The sequence below is a fragment of the Collinsella sp. CLA-ER-H10 genome (assembly GCF_040092475.1).
Taxonomy (GTDB): domain Bacteria; phylum Actinomycetota; class Coriobacteriia; order Coriobacteriales; family Coriobacteriaceae; genus Collinsella.
On the sequence record NZ_JBBNLM010000016.1, the window covers coordinates 1 to 18,606 of the forward strand.

The 18,606-nt window shown below is 60.2% G+C and carries 18 protein-coding genes and 1 tRNA gene; 15 read left to right on the forward strand and 4 right to left on the reverse strand.

Going from position 1 to position 18,606, the window contains the following annotated elements:
- The first annotated feature begins 413 nt into the window (after nt 1-413).
- From AAAX36_RS07285 to AAAX36_RS07305, 5 genes are all read left to right on the forward strand, one after another.
- Nucleotides 414-1,403, forward strand: a complete 990-nt coding sequence (locus tag AAAX36_RS07285) for a PTS sugar transporter subunit IIB (protein WP_349074889.1) — start codon at nt 414-416, stop codon at nt 1,401-1,403.
- 18 nt (nt 1,404-1,421) lie between these two features.
- On the forward strand, nt 1,422-2,240 hold the full coding sequence (locus AAAX36_RS07290; RefSeq protein ID WP_195445880.1) for a PTS mannose/fructose/sorbose transporter subunit IIC: 819 nt from the start codon (nt 1,422-1,424) through the stop codon (nt 2,238-2,240).
- A 16-nt stretch (nt 2,241-2,256) separates the two neighbouring features.
- On the forward strand, nt 2,257-3,177 hold the full coding sequence (locus AAAX36_RS07295) for a PTS system mannose/fructose/sorbose family transporter subunit IID (RefSeq protein WP_035136639.1): 921 nt from the start codon (nt 2,257-2,259) through the stop codon (nt 3,175-3,177).
- 120 nt (nt 3,178-3,297) lie between these two features.
- Nucleotides 3,298-3,696 (forward strand): DUF956 family protein, encoded by a 399-nt coding sequence (locus tag AAAX36_RS07300; RefSeq protein WP_238022763.1) that lies wholly within the window; start codon nt 3,298-3,300, stop codon nt 3,694-3,696.
- A gap of 135 nt (nt 3,697-3,831) precedes the next feature.
- Nucleotides 3,832-3,907 (forward strand) — tRNA-Arg (locus tag AAAX36_RS07305).
- Between the two features lie 89 nt (nt 3,908-3,996).
- Here AAAX36_RS07305 and AAAX36_RS07310 read toward each other — a convergent pair.
- The 3 genes from AAAX36_RS07310 to AAAX36_RS07320 form a co-directional block, all read right to left on the reverse strand.
- Entirely contained in the window at nt 3,997-4,890 is an 894-nt protein-coding gene (locus tag AAAX36_RS07310) for an iron-containing alcohol dehydrogenase (RefSeq protein ID WP_306667647.1), read from the reverse strand.
- Complete coding sequence (locus AAAX36_RS07315; RefSeq protein ID WP_308196324.1) at nt 4,785-5,045, reverse strand: iron-containing alcohol dehydrogenase; 261 nt, start codon at nt 5,043-5,045, stop codon at nt 4,785-4,787. Before AAAX36_RS07315 ends, AAAX36_RS07310 begins: the two co-directional genes overlap by 106 nt.
- Nucleotides 5,046-5,221: 176 nt before the next feature.
- Complete coding sequence (locus AAAX36_RS07320) at nt 5,222-5,542, reverse strand: hypothetical protein (protein WP_346963326.1); 321 nt, start codon at nt 5,540-5,542, stop codon at nt 5,222-5,224.
- A 589-nt stretch (nt 5,543-6,131) separates the two neighbouring features.
- On the opposite strand from AAAX36_RS07320, the gene AAAX36_RS07325 reads away from it, so the two are divergent.
- Genes AAAX36_RS07325 through AAAX36_RS07345 form a run of 5 tightly spaced genes read left to right on the forward strand, consistent with a single transcriptional unit; the run spans nt 6,132 to nt 10,166 of the window.
- On the forward strand, nt 6,132-6,620 hold the full coding sequence (locus AAAX36_RS07325; RefSeq protein ID WP_118080235.1) for a PTS sugar transporter subunit IIB: 489 nt from the start codon (nt 6,132-6,134) through the stop codon (nt 6,618-6,620).
- 15 nt (nt 6,621-6,635) lie between these two features.
- Complete coding sequence (locus tag AAAX36_RS07330; protein WP_118080237.1) at nt 6,636-7,409, forward strand: PTS sugar transporter subunit IIC; 774 nt, start codon at nt 6,636-6,638, stop codon at nt 7,407-7,409.
- Nucleotides 7,402-8,262, forward strand: coding sequence for a PTS system mannose/fructose/sorbose family transporter subunit IID (locus AAAX36_RS07335; RefSeq protein WP_118080239.1), 861 nt, complete (start codon nt 7,402-7,404; stop codon nt 8,260-8,262). The genes AAAX36_RS07330 and AAAX36_RS07335 overlap by 8 nt, the downstream gene beginning before the upstream one ends.
- Nucleotides 8,263-8,295: 33 nt before the next feature.
- The gene (locus tag AAAX36_RS07340; RefSeq protein ID WP_118080241.1) at nt 8,296-8,700 is read left to right on the forward strand and encodes a PTS N-acetylglucosamine transporter subunit IIBC; all 405 of its coding nucleotides are present in this window, start codon (nt 8,296-8,298) and stop codon (nt 8,698-8,700) included.
- 29 nt (nt 8,701-8,729) lie between these two features.
- Nucleotides 8,730-10,166 (forward strand): family 43 glycosylhydrolase, encoded by a 1,437-nt coding sequence (locus AAAX36_RS07345; protein WP_118080243.1) that lies wholly within the window; start codon nt 8,730-8,732, stop codon nt 10,164-10,166.
- 146 nt (nt 10,167-10,312) lie between these two features.
- On the opposite strand, the gene AAAX36_RS07350 is transcribed toward AAAX36_RS07345, so the two are convergent.
- Nucleotides 10,313-10,600 carry a hypothetical protein gene (locus AAAX36_RS07350; RefSeq protein WP_199574332.1) on the reverse strand — a complete coding sequence of 96 codons (288 nt, stop codon included), beginning with the start codon at nt 10,598-10,600 and terminating at the stop codon, nt 10,313-10,315.
- A gap of 114 nt (nt 10,601-10,714) precedes the next feature.
- On the opposite strand from AAAX36_RS07350, the gene AAAX36_RS07355 reads away from it, so the two are divergent.
- The 5 genes from AAAX36_RS07355 (at nt 10,715) to AAAX36_RS07375 (ending at nt 18,566) form a co-directional block, all read left to right on the forward strand.
- Nucleotides 10,715-13,468, forward strand: coding sequence for a PRD domain-containing protein (locus AAAX36_RS07355; RefSeq protein WP_195568643.1), 2,754 nt, complete (start codon nt 10,715-10,717; stop codon nt 13,466-13,468).
- A 254-nt stretch (nt 13,469-13,722) separates the two neighbouring features.
- A complete protein-coding gene (locus tag AAAX36_RS07360) occupies nt 13,723-14,457 on the forward strand; it encodes a GntR family transcriptional regulator (RefSeq protein WP_118080248.1) in 735 nt (244 codons plus the stop codon).
- A gap of 197 nt (nt 14,458-14,654) precedes the next feature.
- On the forward strand, nt 14,655-16,118 hold the full coding sequence (locus tag AAAX36_RS07365; protein WP_118080251.1) for a YfcC family protein: 1,464 nt from the start codon (nt 14,655-14,657) through the stop codon (nt 16,116-16,118).
- 10 nt (nt 16,119-16,128) lie between these two features.
- Complete coding sequence (locus AAAX36_RS07370) at nt 16,129-17,691, forward strand: amidohydrolase family protein (protein WP_349074894.1); 1,563 nt, start codon at nt 16,129-16,131, stop codon at nt 17,689-17,691.
- Nucleotides 17,692-17,708: 17 nt separating this feature from the next.
- Complete coding sequence (locus AAAX36_RS07375) at nt 17,709-18,566, forward strand: sugar phosphate isomerase/epimerase family protein (protein ID WP_195233865.1); 858 nt, start codon at nt 17,709-17,711, stop codon at nt 18,564-18,566.
- Nucleotides 18,567-18,606 lie beyond the last annotated feature (40 nt).

Sequence of the window (18,606 nt, forward strand, 5' to 3'; positions counted from 1 at the left end):
CTCCTAACGCCGGCGTGTTGGCACCACCAGCGTAGTGGCGGCGGGGAGGCACGGTGGCCATTATTCGGTGACCGGGATTGGTCAAAATAGTTTGACTATTAGCGGCTAAAATCGCCCGGCGCTAACAAAGCCATGTCTGTTTAAACAAAATAGTGACAGTACGAGCACATTCGCACTTGCTTAATATCGATATTAATGAACAGCTTGCTTGTATCTATAAAATACATAGCTTGATGAGCGACGCCTTGTCGTGTAATGAGTCAAAAAGCAGTAACGTAATCAACTTGTAACAAACCTAGACGTTTAAACAAATAATCCAACCTTTTGCGGATTTAGCTATAATCCCACAATCCAAACAGGTATACTCCTTTCATGTCGTGTAGGAAATACGTAGACAAAAAGGAGGTTATGTGATGGTAAGTATTGTTCTTGCTAGCCACGGGGACTTGGCAGCTGGAATCAAGCAGACGGGCTCGATGGTCTTTGGCGATCAGCCGTCTGTTGCCGTGGTCTCGCTCGAGCCGAGCATGGGCCCCGACGACTTCCGTGCCAAGGTCGAGGAAGCAGTCGCTTCCTTCGAGGACCAGGAGCAGGTGCTCTTCCTCGTTGATCTGTGGGGCGGCACGCCGTTCAACCAGATCAGCGGGCTCATCGAGGGCCACGATTCCTGGGCTATCGTCACCGGTGTCAACCTGCCTATGCTCATCGAGGCATATTCGCAGCGCTTTGACGCAAAGAACACTGCACATGCGATCGCAAAACATCTCGTGACTGAGGCTAAGGCTGGCGTGCGCGTCAAGCCCGAGTCTCTGGAGCCCGAGGAGAAGAAGCCGGCTACGGCCGCCGCTGCTCCTGCAGGCGCCATCCCTCCGGGAACGGTCATCGGCGACGGGCACATCAAGATCGCCCACGTCCGTATCGACACCCGTCTGCTGCATGGTCAGGTGGCCACCACGTGGACCAAGCAGATTAACCCCAACCGCATCATCGTGGTTTCCGACGGCGTTGCTCACGACGAGCTTCGCAAGACGATGATCGAGCAGGCTGCCCCTCCGGGAGTCCATGCCAACGTCGTGCCCATCAAGAAGATGGCCGAGGTCGTCAAGGACACGCGCTTTGGTGACACCAAGGCCATGTTGCTCTTCGAGAACCCGCAGGATCTGCTCAAGGCCATCGAGGCCGGCGTCGACATCAAGGAAGTCAACATCGGTTCCATGGCTCACTCCAAGGGCAAGGTCGTCGTCACCAACGCCGTCGCCATGGGCGATGACGACGTCAAGACTCTCGAGGCCCTCAAGGCTAAGGGCGTCAAGTTCGAGGTCCGCAAGGTTCCTTCGGATTCCTCCGAGGATCTCGACGCCATGTTGAAGAAAGCTAAGGCCGAACTGGCCGCTCAAGCATAGTAAAGGAGGGTCCGATACATGTCTGCAATCACTATTCTGCTTGTTGCGATTGTCGCGTTGCTTGCCGGTATGGAAGGCATTCTGGATGAGTTCCAGTTCCATCAGCCGCTCGTGGCATGCACGCTTATCGGTCTCGTAACCGGTCACCTTCAGGAGGGCATCCTCCTGGGCGGTTCGCTCCAGATGATGGCCCTTGGCTGGGCTAACGTTGGCGCCGCCGTCGCGCCTGACGCCGCTCTGGCCTCGGTCGCTTCTTCGATCATCATGGTGCTCGCCCTCAACGGCGGCGCCACTGATTCGGCCAAGGCCGTTACCGCGGCCATCGCCGTCGCCGTCCCGCTGTCGGTCGCTGGTCTGTTCCTGACCATGATCTGCCGTACCATTGCTACCGCTATCGCTCACGCCATGGACGGTTGCGCCGAGAAGGGCGACTTCTCCGGCATCGAGCGCTGGCAGTACGCTGCCATCCTCATGCAGGGCCTTCGTATCGCCATCCCGGCAGTACTTCTGTGCGTCATCCCGGCCGAGGCTGTTACCAACGCGCTTAACGCTATGCCCGACTGGCTGTCCGGCGGCATGGCCGTCGGCGGCGGCATGGTCGCTTCCGTCGGTTACGCCATGGTCATCAACATGATGGCCACCAAGGAGACCTGGCCGTTCTTTATCCTCGGCTTTGTCCTTGCTGCCATCCCTCAGCTCACGCTGATCGCCCTTGGCCTCATCGGCATCTCCCTTGCCCTCATCTACCTTGGCCTTAAGGATCTGGCCAAGCAGGGTGGCGGCATGGGCGGTGGCTCCGGCGACCCGCTCGGCGACATTCTGAACGATTACGAGTAGGAGGGGAGTGATACATATGGCAGAGAACAAGATTCAGCTCACCAAGGCTGACCGTAAGAAGGTTTGCTTCCGTCATCAGTTCCTTCAGGGCTCGTGGAACTACGAGCGTATGCAGAACGGCGGCTGGTGCTTCGCAATGATCCCTGCGATCAAGAAGCTCTACACCAGCAAGGATGACCAGATTGCCGCTCTTAAGCGCCACCTGGAGTTCTATAACACCCACCCCTATGTTTCCGCCCCCGTCATTGGCGTTACCCTCGCCCTCGAGGAGGAGCGCGCCAACGGTGCTCCGATCGATGACGTCGCCATCCAGGGCGTCAAGGTCGGTATGATGGGCCCGCTCGCCGGCGTCGGTGACCCCGTCTTCTGGTTCACCCTTCGCCCGATTCTGGGCGCTCTGGGCGCTTCCCTGGCCATGTCCGGCAGCATCGTCGGTCCGCTGCTGTTCTTCTTCGCGTGGAACATCATCCGTTACGCTTTCCTGTGGTACACACAGGAGTTTGGCTACAAGGTCGGCTCCTCTATCGCCAAGGACCTCTCCGGCGGTCTGATGGGCAAGGTCACCGAGGGCGCTTCCATCCTGGGTATGTTCATCATCGGCGCCCTGGTCGAGCGCTGGGTGTCCATTTCCTTCACCCCGATTGTCTCCACGGTCAAGCAGTCTGCTGGCGCCTTTATCGACTGGGCTAGCCTGCCCTCCGGTTCCGAGGGTATCAAGGAAGCGCTGACGATGTACAACTCCGTCGGTGCTACCGCCCTTGATCAGATGAAGGTCACCACGCTCCAGGGTAACCTCGATCAGCTCATCCCCGGCCTTGCCGCCGTGTGCCTGACCCTGCTGGTCTGCAAGCTCCTCAAGAAGAAGGTTAGCCCGATCGTCATCATCCTGGCTCTCTTCGCCGTCGGCATCATCGGTCGCTTCTGCGGCTTCATGTAAGCACGCTTCGGCTTAAGACCGAGAGTTGCTAGGTAAGGGCTTTTGAGCCATTGAAACGGACCGCACCCGGTGGGTACACTGGATGCGGTTCGATTGTTTTTATTGGAGGGCGAGGCGCGTATGGCGCAATCTCAGAACAGCACGGTCGATCTGGCAACGCCGGCAACCTGCCTGATGGGGCTTACCAGCCACGGTAACGTGATGGTGGGCAATAAGGCGTTCGAGTACTATAACGAGCGCAATCCCGAGGATTATATTCAAATCCCGTGGGACGAGGTCGACTATATTGCCGCCGAGGTTTTGCGCGGCACCAAGAAGATTACGCGTTTTGCCATCTTCACCAAGGACAACGGTCACTTTACGTTTTCGACGCGCGACGACAAAGAGACGCTTCGCGCGGTCCGCAAGTACGTCGACGAGGATAAGCTCGTGCGTTCGCCCGACTTTATCGATGTGACCGCCAAGGGCGCCAAGAGCATCCCCTCCGTCATCAAAAGCCTCTTCCACAAAGGCAACTAGCTCCTCATAAGTTGCAGTGAAATAGTTTCTAAATACGGCTTTAGATGCTTCAGACAGGAACTATTCCACCGCAACTTCGAAGTCTAGTCATGCGACGTATGGCGATGCAGTAAATCTGCTACACTAGTACAACATGCCTCCGTAGCTCAGGGGATAGAGCACCGCTCTCCTAAAGCGGGTGTCGACGGTTCGAATCCGCCCGGGGGCACCAGGGAATATGACGGCGTCGCGGGAGCGGCGCCGTTTCTGGTTTGCGGGGGCCGCCGTGCTGCTCGCCCGTGGGGGACTGGCATCTGTTTCCTAGAGTGCGCTGCGGTAAATCTTTCTCGCGTTGTCCAGCGTGAGCTTCCTGAAGCTGCCGAAGAGCTCTCCGCGGTTGATCTTGAGGCCCGGAATCATCTTTTCGATATCGTCCTCGGTGACTCCGAACTCCGATAGCGCGCGCGGCATTCCCAGCGAGACGAAGAAATCCTGCAGCTCGTCGATGGTCGCTTCGACCGCGTACTCGATTGCCTGCTCGGGGGTTACCTCCACATCGAGCTCGTCCGCGTCCGAATCGATGGGTTCGATGCCAAGGGCCTGGGCGCTGAACTCCAGGAAGCGCTCAGGGTGCTCTCGCCATACGTAGCGCATCCAGGCGGGGAAGATGACGGCGAGGCCGGCGCCGTGCGTGATCTTGGTGTCCAGTGCGGATAGCTCGTGCTCAAGGCCGCGGCAGGTCCAATCGCCGTCGCGCAGGGCGTTATGGGCGAGCGTACCCACCCACATGATCTCGGCGCGGGCGTCGTAGTCATCGGGGTTCTCCATCACCTTGGGCGCCGCCTCCCTCGCGGCGCGCACTAGCCCGCAGGCGATGTTGTCGGTTACGCCCACGGCGGGCTCGCCGGAGAAGAGTCGCTCCATGATATGGGCGATCATGTCGGTCACTCCCGCGGCGGTCTGGCAGGCGGGCAGGCTGAAGGTCAGCTCCGGGTCGAGGAAGGCGATGGCCGGGCGGTTGAGGTCCGTGTTAATGCTGCATTTGAGGTGCTCCTCGTCGTTGCTGATAACGCAGGAGTTAGAGGCCTCGGAACCGGATGCGGGGATGGTCACCACGCAGGCGACGTCGATGCGGTCGGCGGGAACGGCGCGCTTGCGGAAGAAGTCCCATACGTCGCCGTCGTATACCGCCCCAGTGCGATGGCCTTCGCGCAGTCCATGACGGAGCCGCCGCCCACGGGCAGGATGATGTCGGCGTCGTTTGCCCGTGCGAGCTCGACGCCTTCTCGTGCCAAGCCTATTTCGGGGTTTGGACGCACCCCTCCAAGCCCGATGTGCTCCACGCCCGCGGCATCGAGCGATGCCCTCACGCGGACGAGCGTTCCGCAGCGAACTGCGGAACCCCTGCCGTAGACAATGAGCGCTCAGCGGTAGCCGGAGGCGGACAGAGTCCCCCAACCTTGTCGGTCGCTTTTCGCCCAAAGACAAAGCGGGTGGGGGAGTAGAAGGAGAAATCGTTCATGGAGCTCCAATCTGGCGTTTCGCCCTACATGCGCGGAGGAGTTTTTCGGGCGCATCGCCTGCGTTCGCGTCGCAATCTCGGCGGCGCGGTGCGGTCCGTGGATTCCATCGTATCGCCCGCGGCACCCCTTACCGACGATTGAGGCGAGTCTGCATTTCGCGGCGCGACGTCCACCTGGCGGACGATATCCGTTCGCGACACGTGGCCGTCCCGGTCGCAATAGCGTATGCGCACCGGGTTGCCGAGATGGGCCTGCGACCCCTTCTCCTGATGCGAGCGCGCGAGACGGGCGAGCAGCGGCGCGAGCACCTGCTCGACCGTCTCCTCCCGATACCACGCCGCCACGGGCAACCCGTTCACGTCAAACCCGTACGTTCGCCATGCCATTCGCCTCGCCGCCTTCGCCGAACGAAACCGCGTATCCAGACCGCCGGTCCCCCACCCAGCACTTCGACGAGCCTTCGCGCTCACTTCTGCGGTCGGGATGCGCCCGCGAGGCGCTCGGCAGGCAGCGCCATTTCCGCTCGCTGTGTCGAGCGCGAGTGTCGAGAAGTCGCCATATGCCACTCAGATGTAGCATGGAGTGCCGAAGTGCACGCGCCCGTGACGAAACACTGGCGCCAACCCGTTCCGCGCACCACCCCGCCCGTAAGGTGTGTGGCGAAAGGAGGACCAGCCGCATGAACATCCCCGAGACACAGAGCCTACCTCGATCGCATTCCGCACGAGCTTCTCTGACATTTCCGCCCATTACCACGTGGAGGTCCCCGTCGCGGAGATCGCCTACGCATACGACTACATCAATTCCCGGCATGCCCCGCGCAGGCAGGCCACGCTGAACGACGGGTCCGCGGCCCGGCAGGACGAATGACGCGCTTCGGCACAGGCCATGCCGAAACGCGTCACGCAAGCAAAGGAAGGAAGCCAACATCACATGAGCATCATCGCAGCACGCATCGACAACCGCCTGCTACACGGCATAGTGGCAACCCAGTGGGTACCCGAGTTCCGTCCACAGCGTCTCATGGTCATCGATGACATCGTCGCCAACGACCCGACCAAGAAGGCCGCCATGCGGATGGCAAAGCCCTCGGGAGTCGCCCTCTCCATTATCAACAAGGAGACGGCTCTCACGAACTATCGGGCGGGCAAGTACGACGACCACACGGTCTTCATCGTGGCGCGAGACCCCCAGACCATCCTCGACGTCATACAGACGGGCCAGGTTGTTCCCACACTCGTGGTCGGAGGCACAGTCTTTCCCGAAGAGGGGTCAGACGCCGTCCAGGTGAGCAGTCGCGCCTACGTCACCAAAGACGAGCTGCCCGCATATCGAGCGATTGCTGGCACCGGCTGCGACATCACCGTTCGCTATGTGCCGGCCGACAAGCCCGTAGAGCTCTCCAGCATCATCACGCTTTAGCAAGGGAGTGAACTTATGACACCATCCATCATCCAGATAGCCGTCGTTACACTCATCGCCTTCATCTACGGAGCCGAGAAGAACGCGGGACAAATTCTCACGAACATGTCCGTCACGCCAGCATGGTTCGTCGGACTTGCGCTCGGCGACCCCGTAACCGGCCTCGCCGTCGGCGCCATCGTCCAACTCATGAGCCTGGGCGTGGCGGCCATGGGAGGAGCCTCCGTCCCCGACTATCCCACTGCCGCCATCATTGGCGCCGTCGTTGCCATCACCTCGGGTCAGGAGGCGAGCGTCGGCGTTGCCGCCGGAATCGCAGTCGGCATGCTCGGCCTTCAGCTCGACGTCATCGCCAAGACGGCAAACGGCTTCCTCGGGCGTACCTCGCAGCGCTTTGCCGAAGAGGGCAAGTACTCGCAGATGAAGAGCGTACTTTTCCTCGGTCCGGTCTTCTATGGCCTTACGGCGGCCATCCCCACGTTTGCCGTACTGCTCTTTGGCGCCGATGCCGTCAACGCTTTCCTCTCCGTCATGCCCTCCTGGTTCACGACCGGCCTCTCCATCGCCGCCGGTATCCTCCCCGTCGTCGGCCTTGCGATGCTTCTGTCCTTCATGCCAATGAAGAAATTCATCGCCTACGCCATCGTTGGCTTCGTTCTGGCCGCCTACCTGCAGATAAGCATTCTCCCCATTGCCCTGCTCGGTGCCGCCGCGGCCATCGAGTACTACAAGTCGCACAGCAATCCGTCCGTAAACGCCCTCGACGCTGGAGGTCTGGAAGATGAGTAACGAAGTTAACGCCACCAAGGCAAACGAAGCGCCAACCCGCCTGGCAGACGGAACGTACCAGCCAGTCCTCACCGTTTCCGATCTCGACCGTTGCGGCCGCCGCTGGATGCTCGGCGCGTCCATCTATAACTATGAGTCCCAGTGTGCCCCGGCGGTCATGTTCGCAACCGAACCCGCCCTGCGCAAGATCTATGCAGGAGACGAGGAGGGCTACCGCAGGTCACTTCTGAGCACCTATCGCTATTACAATGCGACTCCCCAGGTAAGCGGCCTGCTCCTCGGCGCCGGCCTAGCCTTGGAGGACAAGGGGCACAATGACGCCATCGACGCGGTCCAAGACCTTAAGATTGGCCTCATGGGCTCCCTCTCAGGAGTCGGCGATACGATCTTCGCCATCCTCATTCCCACCATCTTCGGCTCCATCGCCGCCTACATGGGACAGGCGGGAAACCCCGTCGGCGTGCTTCTCTGGCTCGCCGTCGCCATCGCCATCTTCGTATGGAAGCTCTTTGACTGGCGCATAGGCTATAAGTTCGGCGACAAGCTCTTCACGACCCTTGCCGAGAAGATGTCCGTTTTCACCGAGTCGACGTCGGCACTTGGCATGATGGTCGTCGGTGCGCTCATCCCCACCGTCATCAAGGTCTCGTGTGGTCTCACGTTCACCATGGGTGACGTCACGCTCGACGTCCAGACGGGCATCCTCGACCAAATCATGGTCGGCATGCTGCCCGTAATAGCCACAGCCATCGTCTACGCCCTCGTCAAGCGCAAGGTCAGCATCAACAAGATTGTCCTCGGCATCCTCATCATCTCGTGGGTGTGCGCGGCTTTCGGCATTCTTGCTGCCTAGCCTAGGGCTAGACCAACCCACAAAGGACGCATTATGAGGCACATCATCATTGCATCGCACTACGGCCTGGCAGCCGGACTCGGAGACACGCTCAAGGCCATCATAGGACCGGGGCACGACATCAGGGTTGTCTGCGCGTTTACAGACGAAACCCCGCTCGAGGAGAAGCTCGCCAGCGCATTCGAGGGCATCGCCGAAGATGACGAGACCCTCGTTCTCACCGACATCCTTCAGGGCAGCGTAAACCAGCTCGTAGCCTGCTCGGCTCCGCGAGGCGCGTTCATAGTGACCGGCGTAAACCTTCCCGTGGCCCTCGAGCTCTCGCTCCACGCCGGACAGCTTACTCCCGATGTGGTGAGGCATGTCGTCACCCAAGCCAAAGAGCAGCTCGTCTACCTCGGAGATCTTACTCCGGACGTTGACGAAGAAGACGAATAGGAAAGACGCGACAGTAAGGAGGACGAGACATGCGCAAAGTCCCGACCAATAACCAGCACCTGTTCTACCAACCGAAGGACGTGTGGGTGGGAGACGTCATGCCCTTCGGCAAGGACGGCACGTTCTATCTATACCACCAGCGTGACACGCGCGACCCCGCTCCGCTTGCCGAAGGACAGCCCTTTGGGTGGTCGCTCGCGACCACCCAGGACTTCGTGACGTACCAGGAACACGGAACGGCGATCCCCCACGGCGGAGAAGACGACCAAGACCAGTTCATCTACGCCGGAACCGTTTACGAGGCAAAAGGGGAGGTACGCGCTTTCTATACCGGGTTCAACCGCAACTACCTGCGAGAAGGCAAAACGTCCCAGGTGCTCATGCAGGCGAAGGCCTGCTCGGATGATTATGCGACGTGGAAAAAGACGGGCGTTGCAGTAGAGCTCACGCCTCAGCCAGGATACGATGGGCGCAACTGGCGCGACCCTTTCGTAATATGGGATGACGACCGGAAGGAATACCTCCTCGTACTGGGCACGCGTAAGGGAGACGACCCCTCCAAAACCCTCCAAACTGGCAGGCTCGTTCACTTTACGTCGAAGGACCTCGAGCACTGGCAGTTCAAGGGCGACTTCTGGGCCCCCGGCCTCTACACCATGTTCGAAATGCCAGACATTTTTAAAATTGGCGATTGGTGGTACCTGGTCTACTCTGAGTACAGCGACGAGAACAAGATCGTCTACCGCATGAGCCGCGATCTCTACGGTCCGTGGGAGAAGCCGAGAGATGACGCCTTCGACGGGAGGGCGTATTACGCCGGACGGACCGCCTTCGACGGATCGCGCAGGATTCTGTCCGGCTGGGTCCCCACGCGCGAGAACGACGATGACCGGGCCAACTGGCTTTGGGGTGGCTCGTTTATGCCCCATGAGGTGTACCAGCGCCCCAATGGCACCCTCGGCGTTCGCCCTCCCCAAAGCATAAAGGATGCGTTCGAGTGCCCTGATGCCGTCCCGGATATCGAGCTTCGCGGAGACCACGAACGAACGGAGTGCGTAATCACCGAAAACGCAGGCGAGATCTTCTGCTTCGAGGCAGACGTGACGTTCAGGGACGCTTGCGACTTCTCAATTCGAGCCTACAAGAATCTCGAGACCGACGAGTCGTACGAATACCGCTTCGACCTCGACGCGAATCGGCTCTCGTTCGACAAGAGCCCCTGTTACAAGTGGTTCCGCGTAATGGATAAGGGGCTTTGGAGGCCAGTCTGGCTCGAGTCCGGGCGTTCTTACCACCTGCAGCTCATCGTTGACGACAACATCCTCGTCCTCTACCTCGACGGTACCGCACTCACGACACGCGTCTGCGAGAAGTTCGGCCACTCGCTTGCTGTTACGGTAACGAATGGCGAACTCAAACTGTCCAACATAGCCTTGGCGAAGGGGCTGCGCGAACAGGAAAAGTAAGCCAGTGAACCTCGTCGCCACAGCGACTCCCCCAGCAAAACACGCGAACAACGGGTCCGGCCGCATTCCGGCGACCGGACTCGTCCTGTGCCCTGATGGCACATGGCCCCGGGCTGCCGACAGCGAGGCGGCCTTAGGGGCCTCGCCTACAGATTCCTGAGTGCGTCGACGAGGGAGACCTTGCCCGCGGTGACCTCGTCGGCCTGCTTGATGACCTTTGCGGGCACGACGGCCACCACAGCGCCGGCGGCAGAGTCGATTCGAGCGATGTGGTCAGAGACGGAGCGAACGGCGAGCCGCTTGCCGACAGGGAGGCAGTCAAAGGTGGCAAAGCGCACTCCTACGGTTGGGATACGCCCGTGAGGCGCTCGGCGGACAGCGCTGTTGCCGCTCGCTGTGTCGAGCGCAGGTGTCGAGAAGTCGCCATATGCCACTACAGATGTATCATGGAGTGCCGAAGTTCACGTGCCCGTGACAAAACGCGGGCGCCAACCCGTCCCGAGCACCACCCCGCCCGTAAGGTGTGGGACGAAAGGAGGACCAGCCGCATGAACATCCCCGAGACACAGAAAGACCTGCTTGCCTACCTCGATCGCATCACGCGCGAGCTTGGCAGCACGCGGGGCGGGCGCATCCAGAACCGTCTCGACCACTTCACCACGGCATCTATAACCGACTCGCTCGCCATCTCGCGCAGCCTGGCAAGTCAGTATCTCAACGAGCTCGTGCGCGCTGGCCTCGTGGTGAAAGCAGGGGCACGACCGGTGTGCTACTTCCACCGCCGCTCCCTCGAACGCTTCTTCCAGTCTCGCATTGAGCGTAGCACCTACCCTTCGGTCGAGCAGCTCTTCGCCACGCTCGGAAACGGCGAGCGACTCGACTTCGACCGCGCAATCGGTCACGAGCTGAGCCTTGCGCCCTGCATCAGCCAGCTCTGCGCCGCGCTCAAGTACCCGCCAGCTGGCCTGCCCATCCTGCTCTGTGGCGCCTCGGGAACCGGCAAGGGTCTACTCGCCGAACTTGCCCTCGAATACGGCAAGAACGTCGGCGTCCTGCAGCAGGAAGCCAAGCTTGTGAGCATCGACTGCTCGCATTACGCAGACGATGCCCGCGCGCTCACTCACGACCTGTGCGCAGATGGCGGGCCTGCAGATCGGGCGAGCGGCGGCATCGTTTATCTCAAGGACGTCGACGCCCTCTCACCCGCTGCCCAGGACGCGCTCTTGGAGTGGGCCTCCGCACAGGCGGGCGCCATTGTGCCAGCCCCTGCTGTGCGCCTTATCTTTGCCACCTCAAACGAGGCAGACAGTACCGAGTGCCGCAGCCTCACGCGTCGCATCCCCATGTCCGCCCAGGTGCCGTCTCTGCGCGAGCGCACCCAGGAGGAGCGTGAGGAACTGACTCTCCACTTCCTCAAGGAGGAGGGCCGACGCATAGGACGCGACATCCTCATAAGTCGCGGAGCCTTCCGAGCCCTCGCCGGCACCAACTTCGAGGAGAACGTACGCGGCCTGCGCGACTGCATCACCAACTGTTGCGCCGAGGCCTATCTAGACACGAAGGGTGACAGCCTGGAGATTCGCACCTACCAGCTTCCCTCCGCAATCCTTGCCGGCTCCGCACTCGAGCGCAGCGAGAACGACATGCAGCTCATCGACACCACCCGGAGCATCCAAAGCCAGGCGGACGACCGCGCACGGCATGTACTCGACGCCATGCTGGAGCCATACGAGAGCTATCGCGAAGGCACGCTTGATGGGGGCGCGTGCAGCGCTCAGCTGGTGGAGCGAGCCCGCGACCTCGAGGACTACCTGGCGTTCGGGCAAAACCCGGGCCGCTCGAAGTCCGACGCATACGAGCAGATCGCCGACAGCGTCGTCACTTCCGTGAACGAACTCTACTCGATCGATTTGTCCCGAAAGAGCTCGCATCTAATCGCCCAGGGCATCTGCCTCCAGCTGTGGCCGCCCGCAAGCCTCTCGCGTTGGAAGAGCTCCCATGCAAGCGAGCTTTCCGGCATGCGCGGCGTCGTGGCCCAGCGCAACCGCTTTGCCGTTACTGTCTGCGCCTGCATCGCTGATGAACTCAAGGCCACGCTCGGCATCGCACTCGACGATCTCACGTGTCTGCTCGTCCTTGCGCATGCGGCACTCGCACTCGACCCGTCTAAGCGTCGTCGGAGCGTCGGTATCGTCCTCAGTCATGGCTACTCGACCGCCACGAGCATCGCCGACGCCGCCAATCGGATTCTTGACACGAGGGTCTTCGAGGCCATCGACATGCCCTACGACCAGAAGGTTACGGACGTCGCTGTTCCTCTTCAGCAAATCATCGACCGCTTCTCCTACGCAGACGAGGTCGTCATCCTCGTGGACATGGGATCGCTCCAGGATATTTATAAGAGTCTGGAATCCACCTCCGGCATGACGCTCGGCATCATAAACAACGCCTCTACCGGCCTTGCGGTGGAGGTTGGCGCCGGACTTATCGCGGGTCGCTCCGTGCGAGAGGTTCTCGACGATGCTGCGGCAGCTTGCACCTGTAATTATCACATCGTGGCGCGCAACGCCCGACCGGACGCGATTGTCTTCTGCTCCGAAGGCGGACTTGACGCAGCTGCGCGGATCCGCGATCTCGTGGCGCAGAGCCTGCCTGGCGAGTCCCCCGCGCGGCTTGTCGCCGTTGACTGGCGGCAGCTCGCCAATAACGGATCTGAGGATGCCGCCTTCTCCCAGTACAACGTGCGCTCGGTCATCGGCACGGACAATCCGCACGCCGACGGAGTCCCGTTCATTTCGCTCGAGGAACTCATCGCCGGCGAAGGAACGGCCCAGATAGACCGCGCCTTCGCACGCTTGCTCGACGCTGACAGCTTGCGCACGTTCCACCAGAATCTCGTCAAGAACATGACCCTCAGGAACGTGGTCGAGTCCATCACAATCCTTAACCCCAACAAGCTCTTCGGCGAAATCGAGAGTGCCGCAGAGCGGCTCCAGCAGCTCACCGGAGACGTGATTGGCGCTCGTGTGAGCATGGGGCTCTACGTGCACCTGTGTTGTCTCGTGGAGCGCCTCGTGACCAGAAGCCCCATCGAGAACTACGCAGACGAGCAGCGCTTCGCCAATGAACACAACGATTTCGTCGAGGCATTCCGCACGAGCTTCTCTGACATTTCCGCCCATTACCACGTGGAGGTCCCCGTCACGGAGATCGCCTACGCATACGACTACATCAATTCCCGGCATGCCCCGCGCAGGCAGGCCACGCCGAACGATGGGCCCGCGGCTCAGCAGGACGAGTGACGCGCCTCGCAAGCAAAGGAAGGAAGCCAACATCACACGAGCATCATCGATCGCTGCGTGCAAGGCGGCGGGCCTCACCGTGTTCGCCAAGCGCGAGGAGCGTTTTGGTTTTTCGCAAGCAAATGCGGACGAAATCAGCGACCAGATTCCCGATACGCTCAAACATGCAGGGCCCCTATGTGTTTAACCTCATTTTTCCGTGTGCGGTAGAATGGAGTCGTTGAGATCGCGAACGCCTTAAAGGGAGAGTTTTTGTGGATGCGCATCTGGATGGGGGCTCTTCCGCCCCGCTGTATCAACAGGTGCTCGATTTGCTTAAGAGCGATATCGAACAGGGGACATATCCCGTTGACTCGCAGATTCCAACGGAACTTGAGCTTTCTAAGATGTACGGCGTGGGAAGGGTCACGGTTCGCCGCGCAATAGAGGAGCTTGTGGGCGAGGGGTATCTCACCAAGCGGCAGGGGCGTGGTACGTTTGTGACCGCGACAAAGATAATTCGCAAGGTGCATCAGAAGGACGATGTTCAGAGTTTTACCCAAGCATGCGCTGAAAACGGCATGAAGGCGGGCGCTCGCGTCGTTGCCCGCAAGACCGTTGCCGCCGATCGCGACCTCGCTTCTTTCTTTGGCTTGGATGAAGGCTCTGACCTCATCTTGGTCTCACGCGTGCGTACCGCAGACGGCGTGCCGGTCCTGTTCGAGAACAACTACTATCCTGTCGATGGATTCGAATTTCTCAAAGATATCGGTCTCTCCAATTGTTCGATATTCGAGGCTGTGGGGGAGCGTACGGGTAGGTATCCCTGCTCGTCCGATCCCTGCAGGCTGGAGATCGCCCGTGCGGGAATTGATGCCGCCCGCGAGCTCAAGGTCCCAGTAGGGGAGCCGCTGTTCTTCATGAACGCGGGCTTTCTCGATTCCAACGGAGAGCGCTTCTGCTATGGCAGACAGTACTACGTGGGTTCGCGCTACAGCTTCGATATCTAGCGGCTCTGTCTCACACAGCGCTGTTCTCGTATTGCCGCGGCAGGTCCGTTTAGTGCGTAAAAGTTACCACTTATAGAACAACCTAATATGTTTCTTGACCGACGCCTTCATGCAGGTTATACATAGAACAACCTAAGATGTTTGCCTATACGTGAAGGATTTTTGGCAAGCATCGTTGCTCTGGCAGGAGGTTAAGAATGCCGGATGCCAAACAGGAGAAGCCCAAGCGCAGATTCCATCTCCAGCTTCCCCATGTGTACACCATCGCGTTCATGCTGATCGTGTTCTTCGCGGTGCTCACATGGATCGTCCCATCGGGTCAGTTCGACCGCCAGACCATTCAGACGGCCGCGGGCGAGCGAGAAGTCGCCGTAGCCGGAACGTACCAAGAGGTCGACAAGGTCTACACCGATTCGGAGACGGGGGAGACCGTCGATCTGCGACAGGGCATCGATGCCGTCCTGCAGGCTCCCGCCAAGGGCATTCAGGCTGCGGCCGATGTCGTCGCGTTCGTCCTGCTGATCGGCGGATCGTTCGCCATCGTCACCAAGACCAACGCCCTAAACGCCGGCATGAGCCGCGTGATCAAGAAGCTGAAGAACAAGGACATCTTGATCATCCCCATCTCCATGATCCTGCTCTCGATCTGCGGCACCACGTTCGGCATGTCCGAGGAGGCGCTGCCGTTCTACGCGATCTTCATCCCCATCATGCTGAGCATCGGGTATGACTCCATGACCGCGTTCATCATCTGCTTCCTCGGCCCCAACCTTGGTTACTGCGCATCCACTATTGATCCTTTCAACGTGCTGATCGCCCAGGGCGTTATCGGCATCGAGGGAAATCCCCAGCTTTGGCTCCGCGCCATCCTGTGGGTCATCTTCACCGCCGCGGGCATTTTCTGGGCCATGCGCTACGCGCGCCGCGTCAAGCTCGATCCCAAGTCCTCCATCACCTATGAGGACGATAAGCAGAAGCGCATCGAGTTCTCTGTCACCGATGCCTCTATCGAAGAGGAGTTCACGCTTCGCCACAAGCTCGTCCTCATTGATTTCGCGGTCGGCATGGGCGTTATCGTGTGGGGCCTCGTTACCCAGGGCTGGTATATGGACGAGATCTCCATGGTGTTCCTGGCCATGGGCCTTCTTGCCGGCATACTCGGCGGCCTGGACGAGAAGACCATTGCGGAGGAGTTCGTCCGCGGAATCGCCGACTTCGCCTACGCAGCCTGCATCATCGGCATCGCCCGCGGCATCCTGGTCGTCGCAGAGGGCGGAATGATCATCGACTCTATTCTTAACTGGCTCGTCGGACTCCTTGCGGGCGCTCCGTCCTTCATCTATACCACCTTCATGTACATCGTCCTCGGCCTGCTTTCGCTGCTGGTTCCTTCCAGCTCCGGCCTCGCTGCACTCACCATGCCCGTCATGGGCCCGCTGACCGAGCTTATGGGCCTCAATCCCGGGGCTGCCGTCACCGCTCTGCAGTTCGCGAACCAGACCGTCAACACCATCAGCCCCGTTGCGGGCATGACCGTCGCGGGTCTTGCCGTGGCGAAGATCTCCTTCGGGCAATGGTGGAAGACCATCTGGAAGTTCTTTATCTTCATGGTTCTGTTCGGATTGGTCGCGACTGTGATCTCCGGCCTACTGCCGATGTAGGAGGTGCCCGGTGTTTGATCGTTCGCTAGTATTGCTGTCCCGCAGCATCTTTACCGGCCTTTCCGATGAACCGATCGACGGATATGTTTCGATTCGCGGTAATCGCATCGAATCCGTGGGCGCCTCTGATCGGGCTGCCGAATATACTGCGCATGCGGACGAGGTTCGCGACCTTGGCTCCAGAACCGTCATGGCAGGCCTTGTCGACGTGCACACGTTCTTTACCGGCTGGGTGCTCCGTCGCATCGGCGCCGATCTTATCGATGCGACCTCGGCAGATGATGTTTTCACCGCGATGTCGAATTGGAAGGAGGAGCGGCCCCAGGCCCCTATGGCGTTGGGCATGAACCTTCCGGAGACCCTTATGGGTGACGACTTGGTTGATATGTTGGACGAGAAGTTCTCATCCACGCCTGCCGTCGCCTTTACTGCCGGCGCGGAGACCTGCGTGCTCAACTCCGCCGCATCTGCGCGCTATGGTTTTACGCCCGAGGCTTGCTATGCCGAGATGATTTGGCACCTTATGCGCGATTATCTACCTCTTCAGGAAGTCCGCGATGCGTATGGCGACTACATGACCATGCTTAACTCCCGTGGCGTCACCGCCATCAAGGAGATGTGCTTTGACGATTATTACGGATTTGCGGACGAGATGTATCGCCGCGAGCAGGAAGGCGAACTTACGGTTAGGGTCGACATGATGAGCCAGCCCGTCGGGCATGGAGCCGACCTTGATTACGCCTGCTCGGCGCGCGACCGCTTCCAAGGAGACTTCGTCAGGTTCTCCGGCTTCAATCGCATGACCGATCGCGGCGTGTGGTGCGGCCTGGCCGAGATGATCGATCCCTACGAGGAGGGGGCCGATGCGGGTGCCGGCGGAAAGACCGTGGTCGAGGAGCCCGAATGGGACCTCATCTCTCGCGAGCTGTCCGAGATCGATGCCCAGGGATTCCGCTACTCCCTGCATTGCCAGGGGGATGGGGCCGTTCGCAAGACGATCGACCTGTATGAGCGGCTACCGCGTGATGAGTCGGGAAGGCTCGCTCGCAGGCATTCGATTACGGACCTTGAGAACTCCGATCCAGCTGACCTGGCGCGCATGGGCGCCATCGGCGGTATCTGCGAGGTCTATCCCCAGATCCTTACTCTTGATAAGCGCGAGGATTGCCTTTCGACCATGCGTCGCCAGATAGGAGAGAAGAGGCTCTCCCGCAGCTGGAACCGTCGCGCCATGGTGGATGGCGGATGTGTGCTGTGCTGCGGAACCGATCTTCCCCTCCTTATCCCGCATCTAGGAGATTCGACCTACAGCGCCTGCGGAGGGTACTTCGCCGACGGTTTGGACGTCAACCCGCAGAATACCGTTAGCGTTGCCGAGCTGCTGCGGGCATGGACTGCCGGGGGTTCCTACGATCTGGTTCGCGAGAACGATTTCGGCACCCTCGAGGCGGGCAAGCTCGCGGACATCTGCGTTTTGGACCGCGATATGTTTGCGGTGGACCCCAAAGATGCCAGAGACATCCAGGTCTCGCTCACGCTGAGCGATGGTCGGGTCGTGTACGAAGATTGCTAGGAGAGGAGATGCCCAGCATGGATTTAAACGCTTCCGCGCCCCGCCTGCGTCGCGAGCAGGTCGCCGGCATGAACATTCACTACATCATGTGGTCGCTCGATTATTTCCTTGATGTTCAGCAGCGCCTTGGCTTCAAAACCATCGAGCTTTGGGCGGCCGAGCCGCACGTGACGCTGGACCACACGGGGTATTTCGAGGCCGACAAGCTTCGCCGCAAGATCGAGTCCCGCGGACTCTCCGGGAGCTCCCTGTGCCCGGAGAACGTGGTGTATCCGTGGCAGTACGCTGCCAGAAAGCCCCTCCACGCGCAGCGGAGCCTCGCTTACTTCAAGCACGGCATCGAGCTCGCCGAGGTGCTCGGCGCCCCGTATATGTCCATCAACTCCGGTTGGGGCGATTGGGACGAGGACCGCGAGGAAGCTTGGAAGCGCTCTGCCGAGCACTTGGCGATTCTTGCGGACTATGCCGGCGAGCACGGCGTGACCCTCTGCATGGAGAGCCTGAGGCCGGAAGAGAGCAACTTGGTGGTTACACTCGCGGATGCCAGGCGCATGCTTGACCAAGTAGCCAACCCGCACCTTACTCCAATGGTGGACACTACTGCTATGGGAGTCGCCGGCGAGAGCCTTGAAGAGTGGTTTGCCGAGTTTGGCGATGGTGCCATAAGGAACATGCACTTCATTGATGGCGACCCATACGGCCATCTGGTTTGGGGCGATGGAAAGCACAGCATGGACGATTTCGTGCGTGTCCTCAACGCGCATGGGTTCGAGGGCTATCTTGGCCAGGAGATCACCGATGGAAGGTATTTCGATGATCCCGCAGCAGCGGACCGGCGCAACATGGACGCCTTCGAGAGGTATTTTGTCGACTAGCGCGTAGCTCCCATTCGCGTGGGGCAGTCAACACGCTTGA